Origin of the sequence: Shewanella frigidimarina NCIMB 400, from assembly GCF_000014705.1 — a bacterium.
GTDB classification, from domain to species: Bacteria; Pseudomonadota; Gammaproteobacteria; order Enterobacterales; family Shewanellaceae; genus Shewanella; species Shewanella frigidimarina.
This window is the reverse complement of the sequence record NC_008345.1, coordinates 3,643,468-3,662,709: the sequence shown is the minus strand read 5'-3', so window position 1 is coordinate 3,662,709 and position 19,242 is coordinate 3,643,468. Positions and strand designations below refer to the sequence as shown.

The 19,242-nt window shown below is 43.0% G+C and carries 18 protein-coding genes; 5 read left to right on the top strand and 13 right to left on the bottom strand.

What is annotated here, in order from left to right:
* Positions 1-2: 2 nt before the first annotated feature.
* From SFRI_RS15780 to SFRI_RS15745, 8 genes are all read right to left on the bottom strand, one after another.
* Positions 3-284 (bottom strand): F0F1 ATP synthase subunit C, encoded by a 282-nt coding sequence (locus SFRI_RS15780; RefSeq protein ID WP_011638498.1) that lies wholly within the window; start codon positions 282-284, stop codon positions 3-5.
* Positions 285-315: 31 nt separating this feature from the next.
* The gene (locus SFRI_RS15775; protein WP_011638497.1) at positions 316-1,056 is read right to left on the bottom strand and encodes a F0F1 ATP synthase subunit A; all 741 of its coding nucleotides are present in this window, start codon (positions 1,054-1,056) and stop codon (positions 316-318) included.
* Entirely contained in the window at positions 1,053-1,397 is a 345-nt protein-coding gene (locus tag SFRI_RS15770; protein WP_011638496.1) for an ATP synthase subunit I, read from the bottom strand. The genes SFRI_RS15775 and SFRI_RS15770 overlap by 4 nt, the downstream gene beginning before the upstream one ends.
* Before the next feature lie 106 nt (positions 1,398-1,503).
* Entirely contained in the window at positions 1,504-1,881 is a 378-nt protein-coding gene (locus tag SFRI_RS15765) for an AtpZ/AtpI family protein (RefSeq protein WP_011638495.1), read from the bottom strand.
* Positions 1,882-2,081: 200 nt separating this feature from the next.
* The gene (locus tag SFRI_RS15760) at positions 2,082-2,492 is read right to left on the bottom strand and encodes a F0F1 ATP synthase subunit epsilon (protein WP_011638494.1); all 411 of its coding nucleotides are present in this window, start codon (positions 2,490-2,492) and stop codon (positions 2,082-2,084) included.
* A 36-nt stretch (positions 2,493-2,528) separates the two neighbouring features.
* A complete protein-coding gene (gene atpD / locus SFRI_RS15755) occupies positions 2,529-3,953 on the bottom strand; it encodes a F0F1 ATP synthase subunit beta (RefSeq protein WP_041413177.1) in 1,425 nt (474 codons plus the stop codon).
* Positions 3,954-4,610: 657 nt separating this feature from the next.
* Positions 4,611-5,966, bottom strand: a complete 1,356-nt coding sequence (locus tag SFRI_RS15750; RefSeq protein WP_011638492.1) for an NCS2 family permease — start codon at positions 5,964-5,966, stop codon at positions 4,611-4,613.
* Between the two features lie 769 nt (positions 5,967-6,735).
* The gene (locus SFRI_RS15745; RefSeq protein WP_011638491.1) at positions 6,736-8,523 is read right to left on the bottom strand and encodes an aminopeptidase P family protein; all 1,788 of its coding nucleotides are present in this window, start codon (positions 8,521-8,523) and stop codon (positions 6,736-6,738) included.
* A 271-nt stretch (positions 8,524-8,794) separates the two neighbouring features.
* Between SFRI_RS15745 and SFRI_RS15740 the strand changes: the two genes are divergently transcribed.
* A complete protein-coding gene (locus SFRI_RS15740; protein WP_011638490.1) occupies positions 8,795-10,009 on the top strand; it encodes a M24 family metallopeptidase in 1,215 nt (404 codons plus the stop codon).
* A gap of 120 nt (positions 10,010-10,129) precedes the next feature.
* Here SFRI_RS15740 and bamJ read toward each other — a convergent pair whose 3' ends face one another.
* The 5 genes from bamJ to SFRI_RS15715 all read right to left on the bottom strand — a co-directional run bounded on the left by bamJ (position 10,130) and on the right by SFRI_RS15715 (position 13,947).
* On the bottom strand, positions 10,130-10,600 hold the full coding sequence (bamJ, locus tag SFRI_RS15735; RefSeq protein WP_041413175.1) for a BamJ family beta-barrel-assembly machinery protein: 471 nt from the start codon (positions 10,598-10,600) through the stop codon (positions 10,130-10,132).
* Between the two features lie 102 nt (positions 10,601-10,702).
* The gene (locus tag SFRI_RS15730) at positions 10,703-11,053 is read right to left on the bottom strand and encodes a DUF1294 domain-containing protein (RefSeq protein ID WP_011638488.1); all 351 of its coding nucleotides are present in this window, start codon (positions 11,051-11,053) and stop codon (positions 10,703-10,705) included.
* Between the two features lie 119 nt (positions 11,054-11,172).
* The gene (locus SFRI_RS15725) at positions 11,173-12,321 is read right to left on the bottom strand and encodes a DUF418 domain-containing protein (protein WP_011638487.1); all 1,149 of its coding nucleotides are present in this window, start codon (positions 12,319-12,321) and stop codon (positions 11,173-11,175) included.
* Positions 12,322-12,538: 217 nt separating this feature from the next.
* Positions 12,539-13,426, bottom strand: a complete 888-nt coding sequence (locus SFRI_RS15720; protein WP_011638486.1) for a prohibitin family protein — start codon at positions 13,424-13,426, stop codon at positions 12,539-12,541.
* 44 nt (positions 13,427-13,470) lie between these two features.
* On the bottom strand, positions 13,471-13,947 hold the full coding sequence (locus tag SFRI_RS15715) for a hotdog fold domain-containing protein (protein ID WP_011638485.1): 477 nt from the start codon (positions 13,945-13,947) through the stop codon (positions 13,471-13,473).
* Positions 13,948-14,086: 139 nt separating this feature from the next.
* Between SFRI_RS15715 and SFRI_RS15710 the strand changes: the two genes are divergently transcribed.
* The 4 genes from SFRI_RS15710 (at position 14,087) to SFRI_RS15690 (ending at position 19,208) form a co-directional block, all read left to right on the top strand.
* A complete protein-coding gene (locus SFRI_RS15710; RefSeq protein ID WP_011638484.1) occupies positions 14,087-15,016 on the top strand; it encodes a polyprenyl-phosphate transporter in 930 nt (309 codons plus the stop codon).
* Positions 15,017-15,275: 259 nt separating this feature from the next.
* Positions 15,276-16,238, top strand: coding sequence for a YbgA family protein (locus SFRI_RS15700; RefSeq protein WP_011638483.1), 963 nt, complete (start codon positions 15,276-15,278; stop codon positions 16,236-16,238).
* Between the two features lie 11 nt (positions 16,239-16,249).
* Positions 16,250-17,683, top strand: coding sequence for a deoxyribodipyrimidine photo-lyase (phrB, locus tag SFRI_RS15695; RefSeq protein WP_011638482.1), 1,434 nt, complete (start codon positions 16,250-16,252; stop codon positions 17,681-17,683).
* Between the two features lie 313 nt (positions 17,684-17,996).
* On the top strand, positions 17,997-19,208 hold the full coding sequence (locus SFRI_RS15690) for an NnrS family protein (RefSeq protein ID WP_011638481.1): 1,212 nt from the start codon (positions 17,997-17,999) through the stop codon (positions 19,206-19,208).
* Positions 19,209-19,242 lie beyond the last annotated feature (34 nt).

Genomic DNA, 19,242 nt, shown 5'->3' with positions numbered 1-19,242 from the left:
GCCTATATACCCGCAGCTTGGTCGATCACGTAATTCCAAAAAGGGTTAGCAAATAGCAGTATCATCGTTACCACAAAACAATAGATCGCGGTTGATTCTATCATCGCCAAACCAACAAACAGTGTGCGGGTAATGGTGGCTGATGCATCTGGCTGCTGGGCCAAAGAGGATAGAGCCGTCGCTACCGCCTTTCCTTCACCGAGTGAAGGTCCAATAACACCGATGGTGATGGTAAACCCTGCGGTGATAATCGATACCATTGCTATAATTGTTATGCTGTCCATAATCACTCCTAAATCAATTCAAGGTGTTGGTTCATTGTTGAGAGCCCGTTTTTGTATCTTGTTTCTCGGTGGAGGCCGAGCCATCTTGCGCAAGTTCGCGCTCCGGTTGTTGAATGCGAGTCGCCGCAGCGATGTACACGGTTGCTAAAATAAAAAAGATGTAGGCCTGTACCATGCCAGTGAGTAAACCGAGCAGAGTCATGACAATAGGAAACAAAAAGGGAGTAATACTCAACAGAATACCGAGGATCATCACTCCACTCATCATGTTGCCAAACAGTCGCACCGCTAAGGCCAGCGTACGCGACACTTCACTGATAAGGTTAAATGGCAACATAATGACAGTAGGCTTTGTGTAGGAGGCGAGGTAGCCGCGCAAGCCTTGCTTCTCTATACCAAACATAGGTACTGCTACAAATACACATAGCGCCAGCGCTACGGTACTGGAAAGTGAACCCGTAGGCGGTTCGAAGCCGGGGATCACCGTACAGATAGCTGAGGTGGCGATAAACAAAAATAACGAACCGAGAAATCCAAGATATTTATGAGGATTACTCAGACCAACCTCTTCAATCTGTTTGCTAATGGTAATGACCACCACTTCCAGCAAATTTTGCCAGCGAGAACGCTGCATATCCTTGGATAACTTTCTGGTAATCAGGATTGAGCCAATCACCAATAACATCATTACTATCCAAGTAAATACAATGGTTGCGTTGAGCTTTACAAAGCTCATTTGCCAGAAAATAATTTGGTCGGGGCTAAGGTTCATAAACGGTCTTCTTGTTTATCGACTATAAGTGTTTTTCTCAACGGTTGAGCCTGCTCTACCTGCAGGGTGTATCGCGTTGCCATGAGGCGCACTAACATAAATCCGAGTAATCCGGCTAATAAATGGTATCCATTGTCGCCAGCGATAAAATAGAAGCCAGCGATCACAATGGCGGAGCGAAATAACAGACTGGCGATAAATAACAACGCAACATGTTGAGTCGATTTTAGCTGGCGAACCGTCCACCAAAGTCCGGCGAAAAAAAAGACCCCTAGCAATGCACCTGCCAGTAATGCCAATGTGAGCTCTACAAATATGTTGTCTACCAATACGTTTTCCATAATGACTTTTCCATCAAGTACTTTTCTATTGAGTCATTTGCTACCAACTAATTTTGTATCAAATAAGTTGCGTCAATAAGTTGCATCAAATAAGTGGCCTAAAAAATCAATCGAGTTCATCACCTCGGTGAATTTCCTTATCTTCTTTATCAACCCAATGCCAAGCATTAAAACAACCCAGGCATAACCCAATAATCAATAACATTAAGGTTCTGGAATGTTCGCCAGGATAGTGTTTATCCAGCCACATTCCGAGTACTGCACCAAGCACCGTTGGGATTACCACCGACCAACCAATAAGCCCCATCATCCCAAAACCGGTCCAGACGGTTTTATTGATATGTCGCTGCGCCTTCAGTTTTCGTGTCGCCATGTCTTCAACTTGCTGGCTAAACTTGTCGTTGTTGGACTTATCTTTTTCAGGCTTTGGCGGTTCGGAATGTGACTTTTCCGGAGTGATGTTTTCCTCTGGTTTATGATTCATAGTGAGAGCCTGTTGTTTTCCATATTTAATATGTGTCCTAAGGTCTAACTCTTCAGATAACATTGCGACACTAACTCTGTGTGGCGTCTTGTCATTCAAGCCAATAGCCAACACTCAACAACAACCATTCAGCTTTTAAAAACACTAAAGCGTTAAGCCGAACCCTTCAGGCAACATTCATCTTGATAGAACGATAGGCCCTAAACTCTGTCATGATGGAACTCAGTCAGGCGTCGCATGAAATTACTTTCCATCTTGATCAGTACCGAACGCAATTGCTGTTCTTGTTCATCTAAGTGCATAAATTCTTGCTCAACGGCTTGATGTAATTCGCTCAACGCCAAACCGCCTATGGCATTACGCACCGAAATCAGTACATCAAAGCCCGTTTTAACCAGTACACCTTCATCAATAGCAACGTACACTTCATCAGCACCATCGTACTCAAACACCAATAACCCAGCTGTCAGTGACGCCACGCAGTCAAGCCGATGTGGCAAGATGCCAAACGAACCTTGATGCGTAACCGCGACAATGCGCACCACATTTTTCTGCTCAGCAAAAACCTTATAAGGCAGCAAAATTTTAAGGTTCATGTGTGCAGACTGCATATTCCGGTCCTTGTTTGTCTGTTTACTTGTCCACGACTACTGACTGTTTACTCTGTCGAGCTTAGGGCGATACTTGCTAACAGCTTCATCAATTGAACCAATCATATATAGGGCACTCTCTGGATAGTCTTTAAATTCATCGTGTAAAATTCGTTCGCATCCATCCAGAGCATCATTAAGACTCACCAGCTTTCCGGGCATACTGGTGAACTGTTCGGTAGTAAAAAAAGGCTGGGTAAAAAAGCGTTCGAGACGACGAGCGCGCGCCACAATCTTATGATCCGCTGGCGATAATTGTTCCATGCCTAACATGGCGATAATGTCTTTAAGTTCTGCGTATTGTGCCAGTGTGCTGCGTATTTTCTGCGCCAAGTCATAGTGCCTTCGACCGATAATGCTCGGTGTGGCCATTTTTGAATTAGATAGCAGCGGATCAATGGCTGGATAAAGGCCTTCACTGGCCCGTTTTCGCGATAGTACAATTGATGCCGAGAGATGCGAAAAGGTATGTACCGCAGCGGGATCGGTAAAATCATCTGCTGGTACATATACCGCTTGAATGGATGTAATCGCGCCGCTGTCAGTATTGGCGATACGGTCTTCGAGTTGCGACAACTCGGTGCCCAAGGTTGGTTGATATCCTAAACGGGCTGGCATTTGTCCCATTAAACCGGACACTTCCATACCCGCCTGAATAAAACGGAAAATATTATCAATCAGTAACAGCACATCGCGATGTTCATCGTCGCGAAAATATTCGGCCATGGTCAATGCGGCATGGCCTACGCGAAAGCGTGCTCCAGGTGGTTCATTCATCTGGCCGAACACCATTACCATGTTATCCAACACGCCTGCGGTTTTCATCTCACGGTAGAGCTCTTCGCCTTCACGACAACGCTCACCAATACCGCAAAAAATACTCACACCAGCATGTTGGCCGACCATGTTGTGGATCATTTCTGTCAGTAATACCGTTTTACCCACACCAGCACCACCAAATAACCCCGCTTTGCCACCACGCTCAAGCGGCATTAACACATCGATCATTTTGATACCCGTTTCGAATACTTGGGATTTAGTCGCCAGTTGAGCGATGGCCGGCGGTTCGTTATGAACTGAACGCCATTGGGTACCTATTGGCGGTGCCTTACGATCAATGGCGTTACCAAAAACATCAAACATGCGCGACAGAATGGTTTTACCTACAGGTGCCAATAAGGGGCCGCCGCTGTCTTCTACCAACATGCCTCTTGCTAGCCCTTGTGTTGGTGTTAGCGCAATGCAGCGCACTCGATGTTCATCTAATTGCGAAAAAACTTCGATTAAAATTTGATGTTGGTGCCCAGTAGTTAATAAGGAACGAATAGGAGGGAGTTGCTCAGCAAACAGAATATCGACGACACTACCGCGTATCGCTATAACTGTACCTGAATTGGGTGAGGCATTTTTTCTATCCATCATATTCTGTCGATTATCTCCGATAACCAGATTGAAGTGCATAGAGGTAAATAATAGAAGACTTACTGACTTGTCATCGTCGTTAGACTTTGATTAAGTGTCAGTCTCCATTTATGGACGTTAGCCAATTAATTGTTCTATTCGAGTGTTATTGGTCTATTAGTTATAGTACTAGCGGAGCCGTTTTACCATGCGATTGGCGATGACCAGTATCAGTAAAAATCAAATACGGACGTTATTATTTAAAGGTGTCAACAAGCCTAGAATAGACCAACGCATTAGCTCAACCAAACACATATCCAACGTAAAACTGAGTAATCAATCCTGACAAAATGCTTGCAAATATTTAGCCCATTACTTTATTAAAAACCTTTTGGCGTGCTTTGCGTTGACGCAGATCAATTCAGAGTAATAGAGCGGTTCAACCTCTACTTAACCTTGTCTAATAAATGAGTAATAACGGCACTGCTGGTGGTTAGTAATGAGGTTGAAATGATTTATTGAATAATCGACAAGTTAGCGATGTCGGCTGTCGTGACTTTGATTGCCATCTTTCAGATCTTGGGGCGGGAGATTATCGCATTGTCGTTGCCAATATTTCCGGCGACAACAAAAAGGCCAGCCTCGATGGCTGGTCTTAACATTGAGTTTATAATCGAATTAAATCGCCCAGCCACCCATGTAAAAGGCGACTAAACCGAGGGTGATTAACATAACCCCAAGTCGCAGTTTACGCCACTCGCCACTGCATATGCGGCCAATAACCAAGGTAACAAATCCAAGCATAATCCCGGTAACGATATTACAGCTTAAAATGATGAATACCGCGCAGGTTAGGCCCGACATAGCATCCACTTTATCGTCAAAATCAAGTTTGGTAACGTTGCTTAGCATCAGTAATCCAACATACATCAGCGCTGGCGCAGTAGCATAAGCCGGTACCAAAAAGCTTAACGGCGCTAAGAACATCATCATCAAAAATAGTATGCCAACGATGGTCGCTGTCAGGCCAGTTTTGCCACCCGCAGCGGTTCCTGCAGCCGATTCAATATAAACTGCCGCCGGGGCGCCGCCGACCACACCTGCAAAAATACTGCTGACTGAGTCTGATGTCAGTGCTTTACCACCACCAACAATATTGTCTTTATCATCGAGAAGTTCCGCTTGCCCTGCAACCGCTCTAATTGTGCCTGTGGCATCGAAGATAGCGGTCATCACTAACGCCAACACAATAGGCAGAACCACTGGATTGAGTGCGCCCATAATATCGAGCTGACCAATTAGCGATGTTTCAGACATCAAGTCAGGCAAAGCAAATAGGCCTTGATAAGTTACGCTAGGATCAAATATTAACCCAAAGATCGATAACCCGACGATTACCAGCAATATGCCACCTGGTGTGCCTCGGCGCTCAAGCCCTATCGTCATAGCAAGACCAACAATTGTAGCGATAACCGGTAAGCTATTAATATCACCAAGCTTTACCGGTAAACCGGCATCGTTTGAAACAATCAATTTAACGCTGTTAGTTGCGATAAGCAGTAAAAATAAACCAATACCAATACCCGTACCGTGAGCAATACCGGTTGGCAGGTTAGTGAGTACCCATTGACGAATGCCTGTGACACTCACAAGTGTAAACACGATACCCATTAGGAAAATAGCGCCAAGGGTGACAGGAATCGATATTCCCTGGCCTAGCACCATGCTAAATGCAGTAAATGCGGTGAGTGAAATTGCACAACCAATGGCCATAGGTAAATTAGCCCATAGCCCCATGAGCAACGAACCAAACGCGGCAATTAAACAGGTAGCGATAAACACCGCCGCAGGGTCAAACCCAGCAGTGCCCAACATGTTTGGCACTACAATTACCGAATAAACCATAGCCAAAAACGTTGTTAAGCCAGCAATGACTTCACGTTTTAAGGTACTTCCTCGGGCAGAAATATTGAAATAGCGATCCAAAAATGAATCAGAAACAGCAGTGTTAGAGAGAGTCTGTTCAGACTTCATAGTGATGATACCTTTTGATCTCTTAAATGATGAGTTAACCAATGGTCATTCATTGGCGACACGGCTATGGCAGGTAGAGCCCCAAACGAGAAATACTTGGGTGAGAGATCCACTTGACGCATATAGCGTTAGTGACCTGCGAATATTGTGATAAACAAATTTGTTATACACATGTCTGGTAAAATTTACTCTTACCAACACAGCCTTTGTCGGCGCGGAGTTTACAACAATCAACAATGTGGAAATAGGAAGCGGCTAACATTTTTTGCTATATGGGTAAAAAACGCACCCCAAAAACAGATTGCTCGTATATCTCACCATAAAAGTCACTCGCTGTTGTAATCACTGCCTTTGAGTATTCAACACTTATAACGGATTACCGCCCTTGGTATAGCAATTTAATACCATTGTTTAGGGATAATTGTGTTTGCTGTGAGTAGGTCGATTAACTGGCGCGAGTTCAAGATCTACTTTGGTCATTCTAAGCTGCTATTGCTGAGTATTAGTGGTGAAGTCGTATTGGTGAAGTAGCAGTAAATCGTTAAGAGTAAGCTCGGTAGAGGACATTTTCGAATGCTCAATTCATCGCAAATCTGGCAATAAGTATGTTGGTTATGGCGAGGAAAAGTATTGCCGCGCAGATAGTGCCCTAGCGTTTTGGGTGACTTAGTTTGCACTTGATGGTGCTTTAACAAAAAGGGCTTTGGACGTGTTATTGGTCCAAAGCCCTAAATTAAATGCTAACGCGTTATGCTGAATTGGATGGCGCTTAAATCGCGACAGTCACTTTATTGAGCCATGCTAACTCGTCACCTTGCATTAATGGCGCTAAGGTTTGACGAACTTTTTGCTGATATTGATTAAACCAGTTCACTTCAAAATCAGTTAACAATGACTTATCGATTAAGCGTGCATCCATTGGAATATGGGTTAATACATCAAACTCATACATTTCACGCTCTGCACCTGCCAATGCTTGGCAATGTTGCACTGTGACTAGGTTTTCGATGCGAATACCAAAACCATCGGCGCGGTAATAACCAGGCTCATTCGACAATACCATTCCTGGTAGTAATGCCACGCCATTGACGTTTTTACCAATGCGCTGAGGGCCTTCGTGAACACTTAAAAAGTGACCGACACCATGGCCCGTTCCGTGGTCATAATCAAAACCATGCTGCCATAAATACTGACGAGCAAATGCATCGAGTTGCACACCAGAGGTGCCTTTAGGAAAGCGAGCGGTATCAAGGGCTATGTGGCCTTTTAATACCAGGGTGACCATTTTCTTCTGTTCATCGGTCACTTTGCCAATAGCGATGGTGCGGGTAACATCAGTGGTGCCGTCTAAGTATTGCGCACCAGAATCGACCAAGTAAATGCTGTCCATGGTCATTGTGCTTGGGGTGCCATTATTGTGATTGTAATGGCACATAGCGGCATTGGCACCAGTGGCTGAAATAGTGTCAAAGCTTGGCTCGCGGTATAGCGAATCTTGTAATCTAAAGCTTTCTAATTTGTCAGCCAGTTGTGCTTCATCGTGCATAATGTTTTGTTCAACTTGGCTGTCTAACCAGGCTAAAAAACGGCTAACGGCAGCGCCATCACGAATATGACACGCTCGCATACCAGCTAATTCGGCGTTATTTTTTTGTGCTTTAGGTAATGCAACAGGGTCGGTACCCACAATCAGTTTAGCGCCACCTTTTTGTGCCAGTAACTGCGAATAGGCGTTGGCAGAATGTGGATCGGCCAATAGCTTAACGCCATTCATTTGCGCTAATACGGTTGCCAGTTCTGCTTCATCTTTAAAGCTCACCCCAGCACCTACATGCTGTTCAATATTTTGCGGCACTTTAGTTAAATCGGTAAAAAAGGTCATATCGCCATTGGTCGATAATAATCCGCAGCCAAGTATGACGGGGAAGCGTGGAACGTCATTACCACGGATATTCAGTAACCAACAACATGAATCTAATGCGGCAATAAGGGCAACATCGGCGCCTTGCTTGTTAACCAGCTGACCAATTTGTTGACGTTTCTCGACGCTATTACGTCCTGCACCTTGGTGGCTAAATAAAGTCATGATGGATGCTGATGGTGCTGGGCGGTCTAACCAACTTACATCAATCGGGTTGTTATCTACTTCAACTAAATTGATTTGGGCTTTATCAAATTGCGCTTTGGTTTGTTGAAACCAAGCAAGGGTATGTAAGCGACTGTCGATGCCGACGCTGGAGCCTGCAGGTAATGTATCAATTAACCAGTCAATTTGCGGGTCGTCATACAGGCTTAAATATTCAAATAAGTTACCGTCTACTTGTTGGCGTACTTGCACTGTGTAACGGCCGTCGGTAAATATTGCTGCGCGGTCTTTTAACACGATTGCCATGCCTGCAGACCCCGTAAAGCCAGTGGCCCAATGTAAACGCTCGTTACGAGCAGGGACATACTCACCTAAATATTCGTCAGCGCGGGGAATGATGAATGCGTCTATGTGGTTTACTTCAAGCTGTTGGCGAATGGCGTTAAGACGCGTAGCAATAATATTGAACATGGTTTCTCCGTTGGAGGCGACTGATGAACTCAGCTCTGTAGAATGAACTGCGATTATCGCAAGCGTGACGGCAAACTGGCAAGTGAAGTCGCTGACATAATGTGGAGTAAGCAGTTTAAAATTGTAAACTTATATTGTATACAATGGTAACAAAGCGATACAGGCGGTATCCTTGTCGGTATTGATTACCTTGTATATTTAAACAAGGTAAGACGATTTGATTTCCACAGACTCTAGATAAATAACAATAAAAATAACCAAAGGAAAACCTATGACAATCGGTGTCGGCGGCGTTAGCCCGCAACAAGCATTAGCCACACTAACTAATATGACTCACGGTGTAGCTGCGATAAGTGATGATGAATTTAATCAACGAATTCAACATGCACAACGATTGATGGCGCAACATGGTTTAGAAGCAATCTATGTGAATGCTGGTACTAATTTGTACTACTTTACTGGTACTCGTTGGTTTTCTAGCGAGCGTATGGTGGGTGCTATTATCCCCGCTGTGGGTGAGGTTCAGTATATTGCACCTGCATTTGAGCTCGACACGTTACAGGGTTATATGACCGTTAAAGGTCAAGTAAATACGTGGCATGAAGATGAAAGCCCATATCAATTATTTGCCGATGTGCTGGATAACATCGGCTTGAGCCAAGCAAAAATCGGTATTGATGAGTCAACCGCCTTTTTTATTAGCGATGGCATTGCCCAAGCAGCTCCACAGCATCGATTTGTAAGTGCGACAACAGTAACGGCAGGATGTCGGATGATTAAGTCGGTTGCCGAAATTGCCTTAATGCAACGCGCTAAAGACATGACACTTGAAGTGCATAAAGCCACCGCCAGTATCTTACGTGAAGGCATCACCACTACGGAAGTGGAAGACTTTATTAACCAAGCTCACTATGCCGTGGGCGCAGCCAAAGGTTCGTATTTTTGTATCGTGCTATTTGGTGAAGATACTGCTTATCCGCATGGGGTTAAATCACCTAAAGCGCTTGAGAAAAATGACACGGTATTGATTGACACCGGTTGCCAGTTACAAGGCTATAACTCTGATATTACACGCACTTATGTATTTGGTGAGCCTAATGCTCGTCAGCGTCAATTATGGCAACTTGAGCAAGATGCACAAATTGCTGCGTTTGATGCTGCTACCTTAGGAACCCTGTGTGGTGACGTTGATGCAGCGGCTCGTGTCGTGTTAGAAGCCGCAGGCTTTGGCCCAGACTATAACGTGCCAGGTTTACCTCATCGTACTGGTCATGGTATCGGTTTAGATATTCATGAATGGCCGTATTTGGTGCGTAATGATGTTACACCACTGGCTGTTGGTATGTGTTTTAGCAACGAGCCAATGTTATGTGTACCTGGGGAATTTGGGATCCGTCATGAAGACCATTTTTACATGACCGCGCAAGGGCCTAAATGGTTTACAGCGCCAGCGAAGTCTATTGATGATCCGTTTTATCTAGCATGATAATCAGATGTTTATGGAGTAAAGGCCCCATTTAAATAACCAAGAGCCGATAATCAATAGCAAAAAGCCTCCGACATGGAGGCTTTTTCATTTTCTGCTTAAACTGATATTCATTGTTGATTAGTTAATTTCAAATAACTCAACATCAAAAATCAGTACTGAACCACCTTCAATTTTACCGGTTGAGCGATTGCCGTAAGCCAATTGGCTTGGAATATAAAAACGGAATTTGTCGCCAATACTCATGAGTTGTACACCTTCGGTCCAACCGGCGATCACTTGGTTTAAGCCAAAGCTGATTGTTTCGCCGCGATCAACAGAGCTGTCGAATACGCTACCGTCAATGAGTGTGCCGTGGTAATGCACGGTAACTTTGCTTTTTGCGCTAGGGTGTTCGGTATTCTCACTTTTAACTAGCACTTCATATTGCAGGCCAGATAAGGTTTGGATTACACCTTCGCGTTTGGCATTTTCAGCTAAAAAAATCTTACCTTTCTCAATGTTTTCTTTGGCGGCTTTAGAATTGTTAGATTGAGTGAAAAAATAAAAAATAACGCCCGCAATGACCAGTACGGCCAAAATCATACGCATAATTGATCTCGAATTGTTGGGTAGATAGTGCGACTAGTTTAGCGTAAAAATTGCTGGGCTAATACTCATCAACACGATTGAAGCGATAATTGAACCAACAGCTTAACGGTATGCATTGAATAACGGATGCCACTGCTGATAACACAATAAGCTGACTCCAACTGAGTTGAGTACGATGCAACACCACAATATCCGTTTAAAAGACGATTTTTGGGTTTTATGACGTAAGTGATACTGGCCAAGTAGCGCTGCTGGCCAGCCGCCAATTAAAGAAAAAAACTGCAAGGTGCTTTCTTTTATGCGCCATTGCCCCTGTTTAGCGGCCGATTTGTCACGATAATACAAACTAAAAGTGACCAGATTAATTAGGCCATATACCCCAGCTAACCAGGGCTGGATAGTGGCAAAAATAGCGCCAATGAGCAGCAACATCAACCAAGCAAACTTATTCATTTTAGTGCCTGCTCTGTGAGATTAATTTTATCATACTGATTTTGTCATACTGATGAGATCAATCAGCATTGCACACAATGGTAGTTGCATAGATTCTTCTTTTAAGTGTATATTTTTCATTAGCTTGTGCGGGAGACTAACACACGCCACAGCTTTTCTAATGGGCCTTGGTTGAATTTGCGTAAATAGACATCCGCTAACAACAGTTGAAATACACTGTAGATAATCGCAATTGAGACGTAACCTATCCTGTCTAGTGAGTACAGCCAGTCTGGTGCGATATAACGTAACAGTAAAATACCGACTATTGACTGGAGAATGTACAAACTAAACGCCATCCGCCCGACGTTTTGCAGTAGTTTTAGTCTATGTGGCGTATTTTGGCAAAATTTGACGATAATGTGGATGTAAATCAAAGCCGTCGCAATAGCGCTGAACCACAATAAAAGATCTGACATCGACTCCAACATCTGATTGCCGCTTAGACTTAAAATCGAATCTAATGATGCTAATGTGATGGCCCAAAATACACATTGCCACAGGGTTTTATTATCCAATCCATCAACAAAGATATTGCGTTTATATAACGCCATCCCTAAAAGCATTAGGCCGGTGATATACCACATTAACGTTAATGGAATAACCGCTAGCATGTATGCAAACATGGTTAGGTGCAGGGTCAGTTGTTGTTGGTAGCTACCAGTCCAAGCAGCAAGTTGCTCGATGAAGAATGCTGAATCTCGTGAATAAACTTGATCGTCAGGCATGAGCGAAATAAGTGCTATGGGGATTAATGATAAAAAGATAAACCATTTAGCTTTACGGATTAACTCATCAGCACTGAGGCTAATGTAGCGAAAGGCCAATAATCCGCTGACACCATAAGACAATAATATATCGCCAGGAAATATGAAAATAGCGTGTATTACGCCAAAGGCAATTAACCAATACAGACGGCATTTTATGCGTTTATTCCGCTGGCTAGTGGTGGCAGTGTCCATTCTCATTTGCTGGCGTTGGTATTGGATTAACATTCCCACCCCAAAAATCATCGCAAATAGGCTAAAGAAACGACCTTCTAAGAAGAAATTGCTAAAAATGAGCAGGATAATGTCGCTGGTGGGTTGAACCTCATGAGGAGCGTAACCGAAAAAACTATTGCCCATAAAATAGATATTAAGGAAGAAAATACCTAATACGCCAAGCCCTCTGATAGCGTCAAGATTAGCCAAACGTGCTTGTTTGATTGGAGCGTCATGCTCATCCATGTTCGTTGCAGTGTTAATCGCTGAATTCCTTTTGCTTTTAGCTGTTTATAAACCCTCTTTATTCATTAAAGAGGCGCTGTTAGAGATTACCAGCCAAATACGGTAATGCAACTAGATAATGCGTTTAGGGAAGGGGAACGATTATAAAAAAACCAAGCGATCAGCGTAATGCCGCACGCTTGGTTTGTTAAGTATTTTGTGAAGTAAGTCGGCAGGCTTATTTGGTTGTTTGTACTTCAAGGAACGGGATAGTACCAGTAGGTAGCATAGTTGTTGGTAAGCGCCCATCCCAACGTTCCGCTTTAGTTAATTCAACTAAATTTTGATTTTGCGCTAGTGCTTCAGCACGAATTTTAATGGCTGATGCTTCTGCGTTACCTTTAATACGGATACTTTCAGCTTCGGCAATTGCGCGGGCCAATTGTGAGTCTGCTTCAGCTTGTGCTTGAGTCACGGCAATTTGGGCACTAACACGCTCTTTTTCAAGATTCTGTAATTGTGTCTGTACTTCTACTTCTGCACGCATTCTGTCTTCTACTGATTTCTCGTATGCGTTGCTAAAGTCGATATTTTCAATCTGTACCGAATTAATGGTCACCGGGCCTTTAATCGATTTAGTAATGGCGTCAGTCACATCAATACCAAACTTGATACGCTCTTGAACGGCTGAAATAGCCGTATACTTACCAAAAATATTCTCAATCTGTGTTGGTACTTGGCGGTCGAGTAAACGCGACACCATTAAGTCGATACTTTTGAAATTAGCATACACTTCTTCAACACGATCTGGCGGTATGCTAAATGTGACTGATGCGCGTAATGTGGCAGGTTGTTGATCGCGGCTATACGCCTGTAAACCTTGGTAGTTTGCGGTGTGAGTTTGGGTTGAGATCTTAACCACGGTATCCATTAGTGGAATTTTAAATCCAAGACCTGGTTCTGCAGTATCGATAATTTTACCGTTACGCAGCAATACCCCACGTTCGCCCTGATCAATGGTATACCAGCTACCATATAAACTGATCAGCATTAGCAGTAAAACTGCGGCAGGAATGATTTTACCGAGATGATTTGTGTTAGCTTGCGCCAGACCATTTTTTAACATTATGCTTCCCTAGCAAAGTGAATAAAGGTGATTAATTTACCTGGTTATTTTTGAGGTTTCTCTGAAATCCAAAGCTTAATATGCCCTTGGACCACCACAACACCGTTAGTGTCATAGGCTTTTACGTCGACTAACATATCACCCACTTGCCATTGTTCTGGTTTTACCTCTGCAACACATAAAATGTCGCTGCCAGCTTTTGCTGTGTAATCAACGCTCATGCCTTTAGGGATCCAGCGTAAATGAGCCGGGATTGATGCTTCTGCCATCGTGCCCATGGCCATTTCCAGGCCATTACAAATGGCAATCACATGCACGGTTCCAATATGATTTTGGACTTTCTTGCGCTTTTTGATTAAACATTCGCAGCGGTTAACGCGTAAATCACTTATGTAAGGGTGTACTGTGCCAAAATAGGGCGCCATTCGAGACACCATTTTAGAGAAAATCTGTTTACCAAATGGATAAGCAGTGACTTTCTTATACAGCGACATGACTTTATTGGGTTTAGTTGGGGTCATAAATGAACTCTAATTATTATCTGGTCGGACGAGATTAACATTGTTGTAACCTGCGGAAAAGCCCCGTTGAATATTTTCCATCGCTCATTGCAAAGGGCACAGGTATAATTTACGTGATTAGACACATTAAGGATGAATTTTGAAAACTGACTCACTGTTATTGAATTATTTCAAAGGTATGGCCATGGGCGCAGCAGATGTTGTGCCGGGAGTGTCGGGTGGCACTATTGCGTTTATTACCGGTATTTTAGATCCGTTATTGGATGGCATTCGCAAAATTAACTGGTCGTTAGTGGGCATTATCAAGCAAAAAGGCATTAAAGCCGCCTTTTTACACATTAATGGTCCTTTTCTCGTGTGCGTGTTTGGTGGGATCCTCACCAGTATTTTTACCTTAGCTAAATTGATTTCTTGGCTATTGGTGACGCATCCTATTCCTGTGTGGTCGTTCTTTTTTGGATTAATTTTATTTTCCGTGGTTCATATGCTTAAGCAAGTGAACAAATTCAATGCAATTCGGATTGCCATGTTTATTGTTGGTGTCGCCTTTGCGTGGGCAATTACAGTGTTACATCCTATCGAAATGCAGGTGAGTTATCTTAACTTCTTCTTTTGTGGTGCTATTGCTATTTGCGCCATGATATTACCCGGTATTTCAGGTAGCTTCATTTTACTGCTTTTAGGGATGTACCCTGCGGTATTAGCGGCAGCTAAAGGCTTTGATATTGTTTATTTAGCCTGTTTTGCGATTGGTGCAGTAGTCGGATTGTTAAGTTTTAGTCATGTGTTATCGGCTTTGTTACGTAAATTTCATGATATGACGTTATTATTTTTAACGGGATTGATGCTCGGTACGCTGGGTAAAATTTGGCCTTGGAAACAAGTTATCAGTTGGCGCGAGAATTCTAAGGGTGAATTAGTGCCTTTGGTTGAGCAAAATTTATCTCCGTTTCAATTTGAACAAATCACTGGTGAGTCGTCACAAATGATCATTGCCATAGTATGTCTGCTGGTGGGAATTGGTTTGGTGTGGGGATTAGAACGCGTCGGCAACAAAGCGAATAGTTAATCCTGTTTAAGCTTAATCTGGGCAAATTGACTGAAGTTTGAGTTGAAGCTAAATGATAAAGCAGAACTTAGGTTCTGCTTTTTTGTGTGCGTTATTTGGCTAATATGAAGACTCATTTTGCAAAAGTGATAAATACCTCTATAAATAATGAACTTAATGAGTGTTTTACTCGTATATTTAATTAATCTCATGCGTTGTTAGCATGACACCTTTTTTATCCCACTTTGGGAATATTACGGTTGCCACAGGAGTGCATAATATGCCAAATATCGATACATTTGTGCCAGAAAAAATCCAAATTGGGATCAGCAGTTGCTTGTTGGGTAACCAAGTTCGCTTTGATGGTGGACACAAAAACTCTTATTACTGTAGACAAGAAATAGAACCATTTTTTGAATACACCACTGTTTGCCCTGAAATGGCGATCGGCATGGGCACACCACGTAAAAGTATTCGTCAAATACGGGATGGCGATGTAGTGCATATTCGCAGTGCTGATGGAACGCTCGATGTGACAGACAAGCTTAATGAATACTCCCAAGCCAAAGTGGAAGAACTAGATTACCTTGGCGGTTATATTTTATGTGCTAAATCACCAACCTGTGGCATGGAAAGAGTCACCGAGTACAAAATTGGTACCAATAATGGTAGCAAAACTGGCGTAGGTGTTTTTGCAAAGAAATTAATGGAACGCTATCCACTTCTGCCTGTAGAAGAAGAAGGACGTTTACATGACTTGCCATTAAGAGAAAACTTTTTTACCCGTGTATTTGCTTATAACGATTGGAAGCAAATGACTCAATCGGGTCTCACTAAGCACAAACTAATGCAGTTTCATTCGCGTTATAAGTATTTATTAATGGCTCATAGCCCAAAGTGGTACCGCGATTTAGGACCTATATTGGCCGATATTCAAGATGTTGAGCAAACTGCACAACAATATTTTGAAGGCTTTATGACGGCACTCAAAATTATTGCCACCCGTAAAAATCACACCAGTACTTTGCAGCATATTCAAGGCTATTTTAAGAAGCAATTGACCGCTGAACAGAAAGAAGAGTTGAGTGAGTCAATTTTAAAATATCGCCAAGGGCTGTTGCCTTTGCTAGTGCCAATTACCTTGATTAACCATTATGTACGTGAGTTTCATACCCCGTATATTCAAGACCAGGTGTATTTAAATCCACACCCAGAAGCGCTTAAGCTTCGTTATGCTTATTAGGTCGATAGTGAATGACTTCTATGAATAGTTTGATGTGGTTTAGGCAAGATTTACGGGTGGCAGATAATCCGGCTTTAGTGGCGGCATGTGAGTTTGCTAGCAGTAATCGTGGTCATGTTCGAGCTGTGTATTTTGTCACGCCAGCACAATGGGCACAACATGATGTTGCGCCGATACAAATTGATTTTATCCAGCGACATGTCAATTTGTTAGCACAGGCATTGGCGGTGTTAGGTATTCATCTAGATGTGTTGCACGCACAAGACTTTGATGAAGTACAAACCCTGTTAGCCGCTTATATCGCACAGCATGATATTGCCGCTGTGTATGCTGCCAATGAGCCAGAAATAAATGAACGTCGTCGAGACCGCGCATTAATTGATAGCGGTGTACCCCTAACGTTAATCGACCAAGATTGCGTATTAGCAGCTGGACAAGTGAAAAACTTGGCTGGTGATATGTATAAGGTATTCAGCCCTTTTGCTAAAAAGTGGAAAAGCATTGCTGGCCAGCGTGCGATTGTTCCCGTTGCGGTGCCTGCGCCAATCGCTGCTGTACTGGCAACGCCTAATGAAGTGGTATTTAATTGCTATAAAATGTCTAGTGAGCAATGGCCTGCTGGAGAAGGGGCTGCAAAGCGAATACTGGATCAGTTTTTAGCAAACCAAGTTGCAGATTATCAAGCCGAAAGGGATTTTCCTGCCCTTGAAGGAACCAGTCGATTATCGCCTTTTTTAGCTATTGGGGTTATTAGTTCACGTCAATGTGTCGCAGCCATATTAGCGCGTTATCCCCAAGCTTTAGTCGAAGACACTTGTCCAGCAAAAACGTGGTTAAATGAATTAATTTGGCGTGAGTTTTATCGCCATTTACTGGTGGCGTTTCCACGCTTATCCATGAACCATAACTTTAATGAGTTAGGCGACGGCATTGTGTGGCGTAATAATCTTGCTGAGTTTACCGCCTGGTGTGATGGCCAAACAGGCTATCCAATTATTGATGCTGCTATGCGCCAATTAAATCAAACCGGTTGGATGCATAATCGATTACGCATGGTGGTAGCTAGCTTTTTAACTAAACACCTATTGGTTGATTGGCGTTGGGGCGAGCGATATTTTAGGCAAAAACTAATTGATGGTGACTTAGCCGCTAATAATGGTGGTTGGCAATGGTCAGCCGGAACAGGCTGCGATGCGCAACCTTATTTCCGCGTGTTTAATCCAATGACCCAAAGCAGTAAGTTTGATCCAGATGCAAGTTTCATAAAGCGTTATGTTTCCGAGTTATCAGCATGGTCATTGGCCGATATTCATCAACCCAAAACCATCAATGTTAATGACTTATTTGCACAACGCCAGGATGATCGATACCCACAACCTATTGTCGAACACAAGATGGCACGCTTGCGGGCGATAGAGGTACTAAGCGCATTAAAGCGTGGTTAATTGTTTCGATTAACATTCAATGCAGTTTGCAAGACAAAAGGCTGTTTGAGAGCCGTTTGTTACTCTGAACTCAGGTTACTGAGTCCATCTTGATTCGATAAATCAGCAACAACACTATTAGGCCGCTATTATCTATTATGATAATAGCGGCTTTTTTTGCGTTAGATCACACTATGAGCTTGGCTGGCTAGTGGATTGATGAGTATTGATTGAAGCACATCAATTAACAGCATAGAATGGCTACATTAAAGATTTATATATTATGCATGTTTAAATCTTGTTGATGTTAATCCACTAAGTGAGTGCACTGCTTATGCTGAATATTGATGATCCTGCTGAAATTGATAAAACTCCTGCAATATGGCGTTTGGGTTTTAGACCGTTTTTTTTGGGTGGGGCGAGTGTCGCAGCGTTATACATTCCGTTGTGGTTAATGGGCTGGTTTACTCCGCAATATAGCTTATTTAACAGTGAGTTTTGGGCCAATGTTGTGCCGCTATGGTGGCATCCTCACGAAATGTTATTTGGTTTCGCTATGGCTATTGTGTGCGGTTTTTTACTCACAGCAGTACAAGCGTGGACCAATCAACCCACCATTACGGGACGCGCATTAATGGTCACCTTTGGTTGTTGGCTCATTGCCCGCTTAATGTTGCTATTACCAATGAACATCCCTTTGATACTACCTGCAATATTTGACAGCTTATTTTTAGGATTAAGTGCGTTGGCATTGTGGCGTTGTATTTATCCGGTTAAACAATGGCGCAATATAGGTTTTCCTTTCATGCTGGTAGTCGCATTGTTGGTTAATTTAGCCAGTTATTACGCCTTGTCCGAACGTAACTTTTCATTATCGACCCAATTATGGCAAGGAATGATTTGGTGGCTAGCCATGGTTATTACCATTGTTGGCGGTCGAGTCATCCCATTTTTTACCGCAATGAAAATTCAACAACCCAAGCCTGATCCCATTAATGTGTTAGAAAATGCATTATTATTAGCGATGGGTTTACTGTTTATTCAAGCAATAAGTCACTGGTTCCCCAAAGGAGTTGAACAAGCACTTTTAGCAGTAGCAGGCATATTGCATTTAGTCCGTTTTGCTCGTTGGCAAGCACATAAAACCCTAAAAGAGCCGATGCTGTGGTCATTGCATATTTCGTATCTATCGTTGCCAATCACATTGTTATTAATGGCAATCAACATTGATAACGAATATGCCTATCGTACCTTATTGCATTTATTTGCTATTGGCGGCATCGCATCATTATGTTTATCAATGATTTCTCGCGTTTCACTTGGGCATACTAGTCGCAATATCTATCAAGGCCCCAACATGACGTGGGCATTTTTATGTTTGCCTCTCGCTGCTGTTTTACGTGCAGGAATGCCTTTGTTGATGCCTGAGTACACCCAAATTTGGTTATGGGCAGCTGGAGCATGTTGGTTTGTCGGTTTTGGTTTATTTGTGTGGTTTTACGCGCCGATTTTACTACGACCACGTCTTGATGGCCGTCCAGGATAATACCAACTAAATTAGTAACTAAAGTTAACTAACT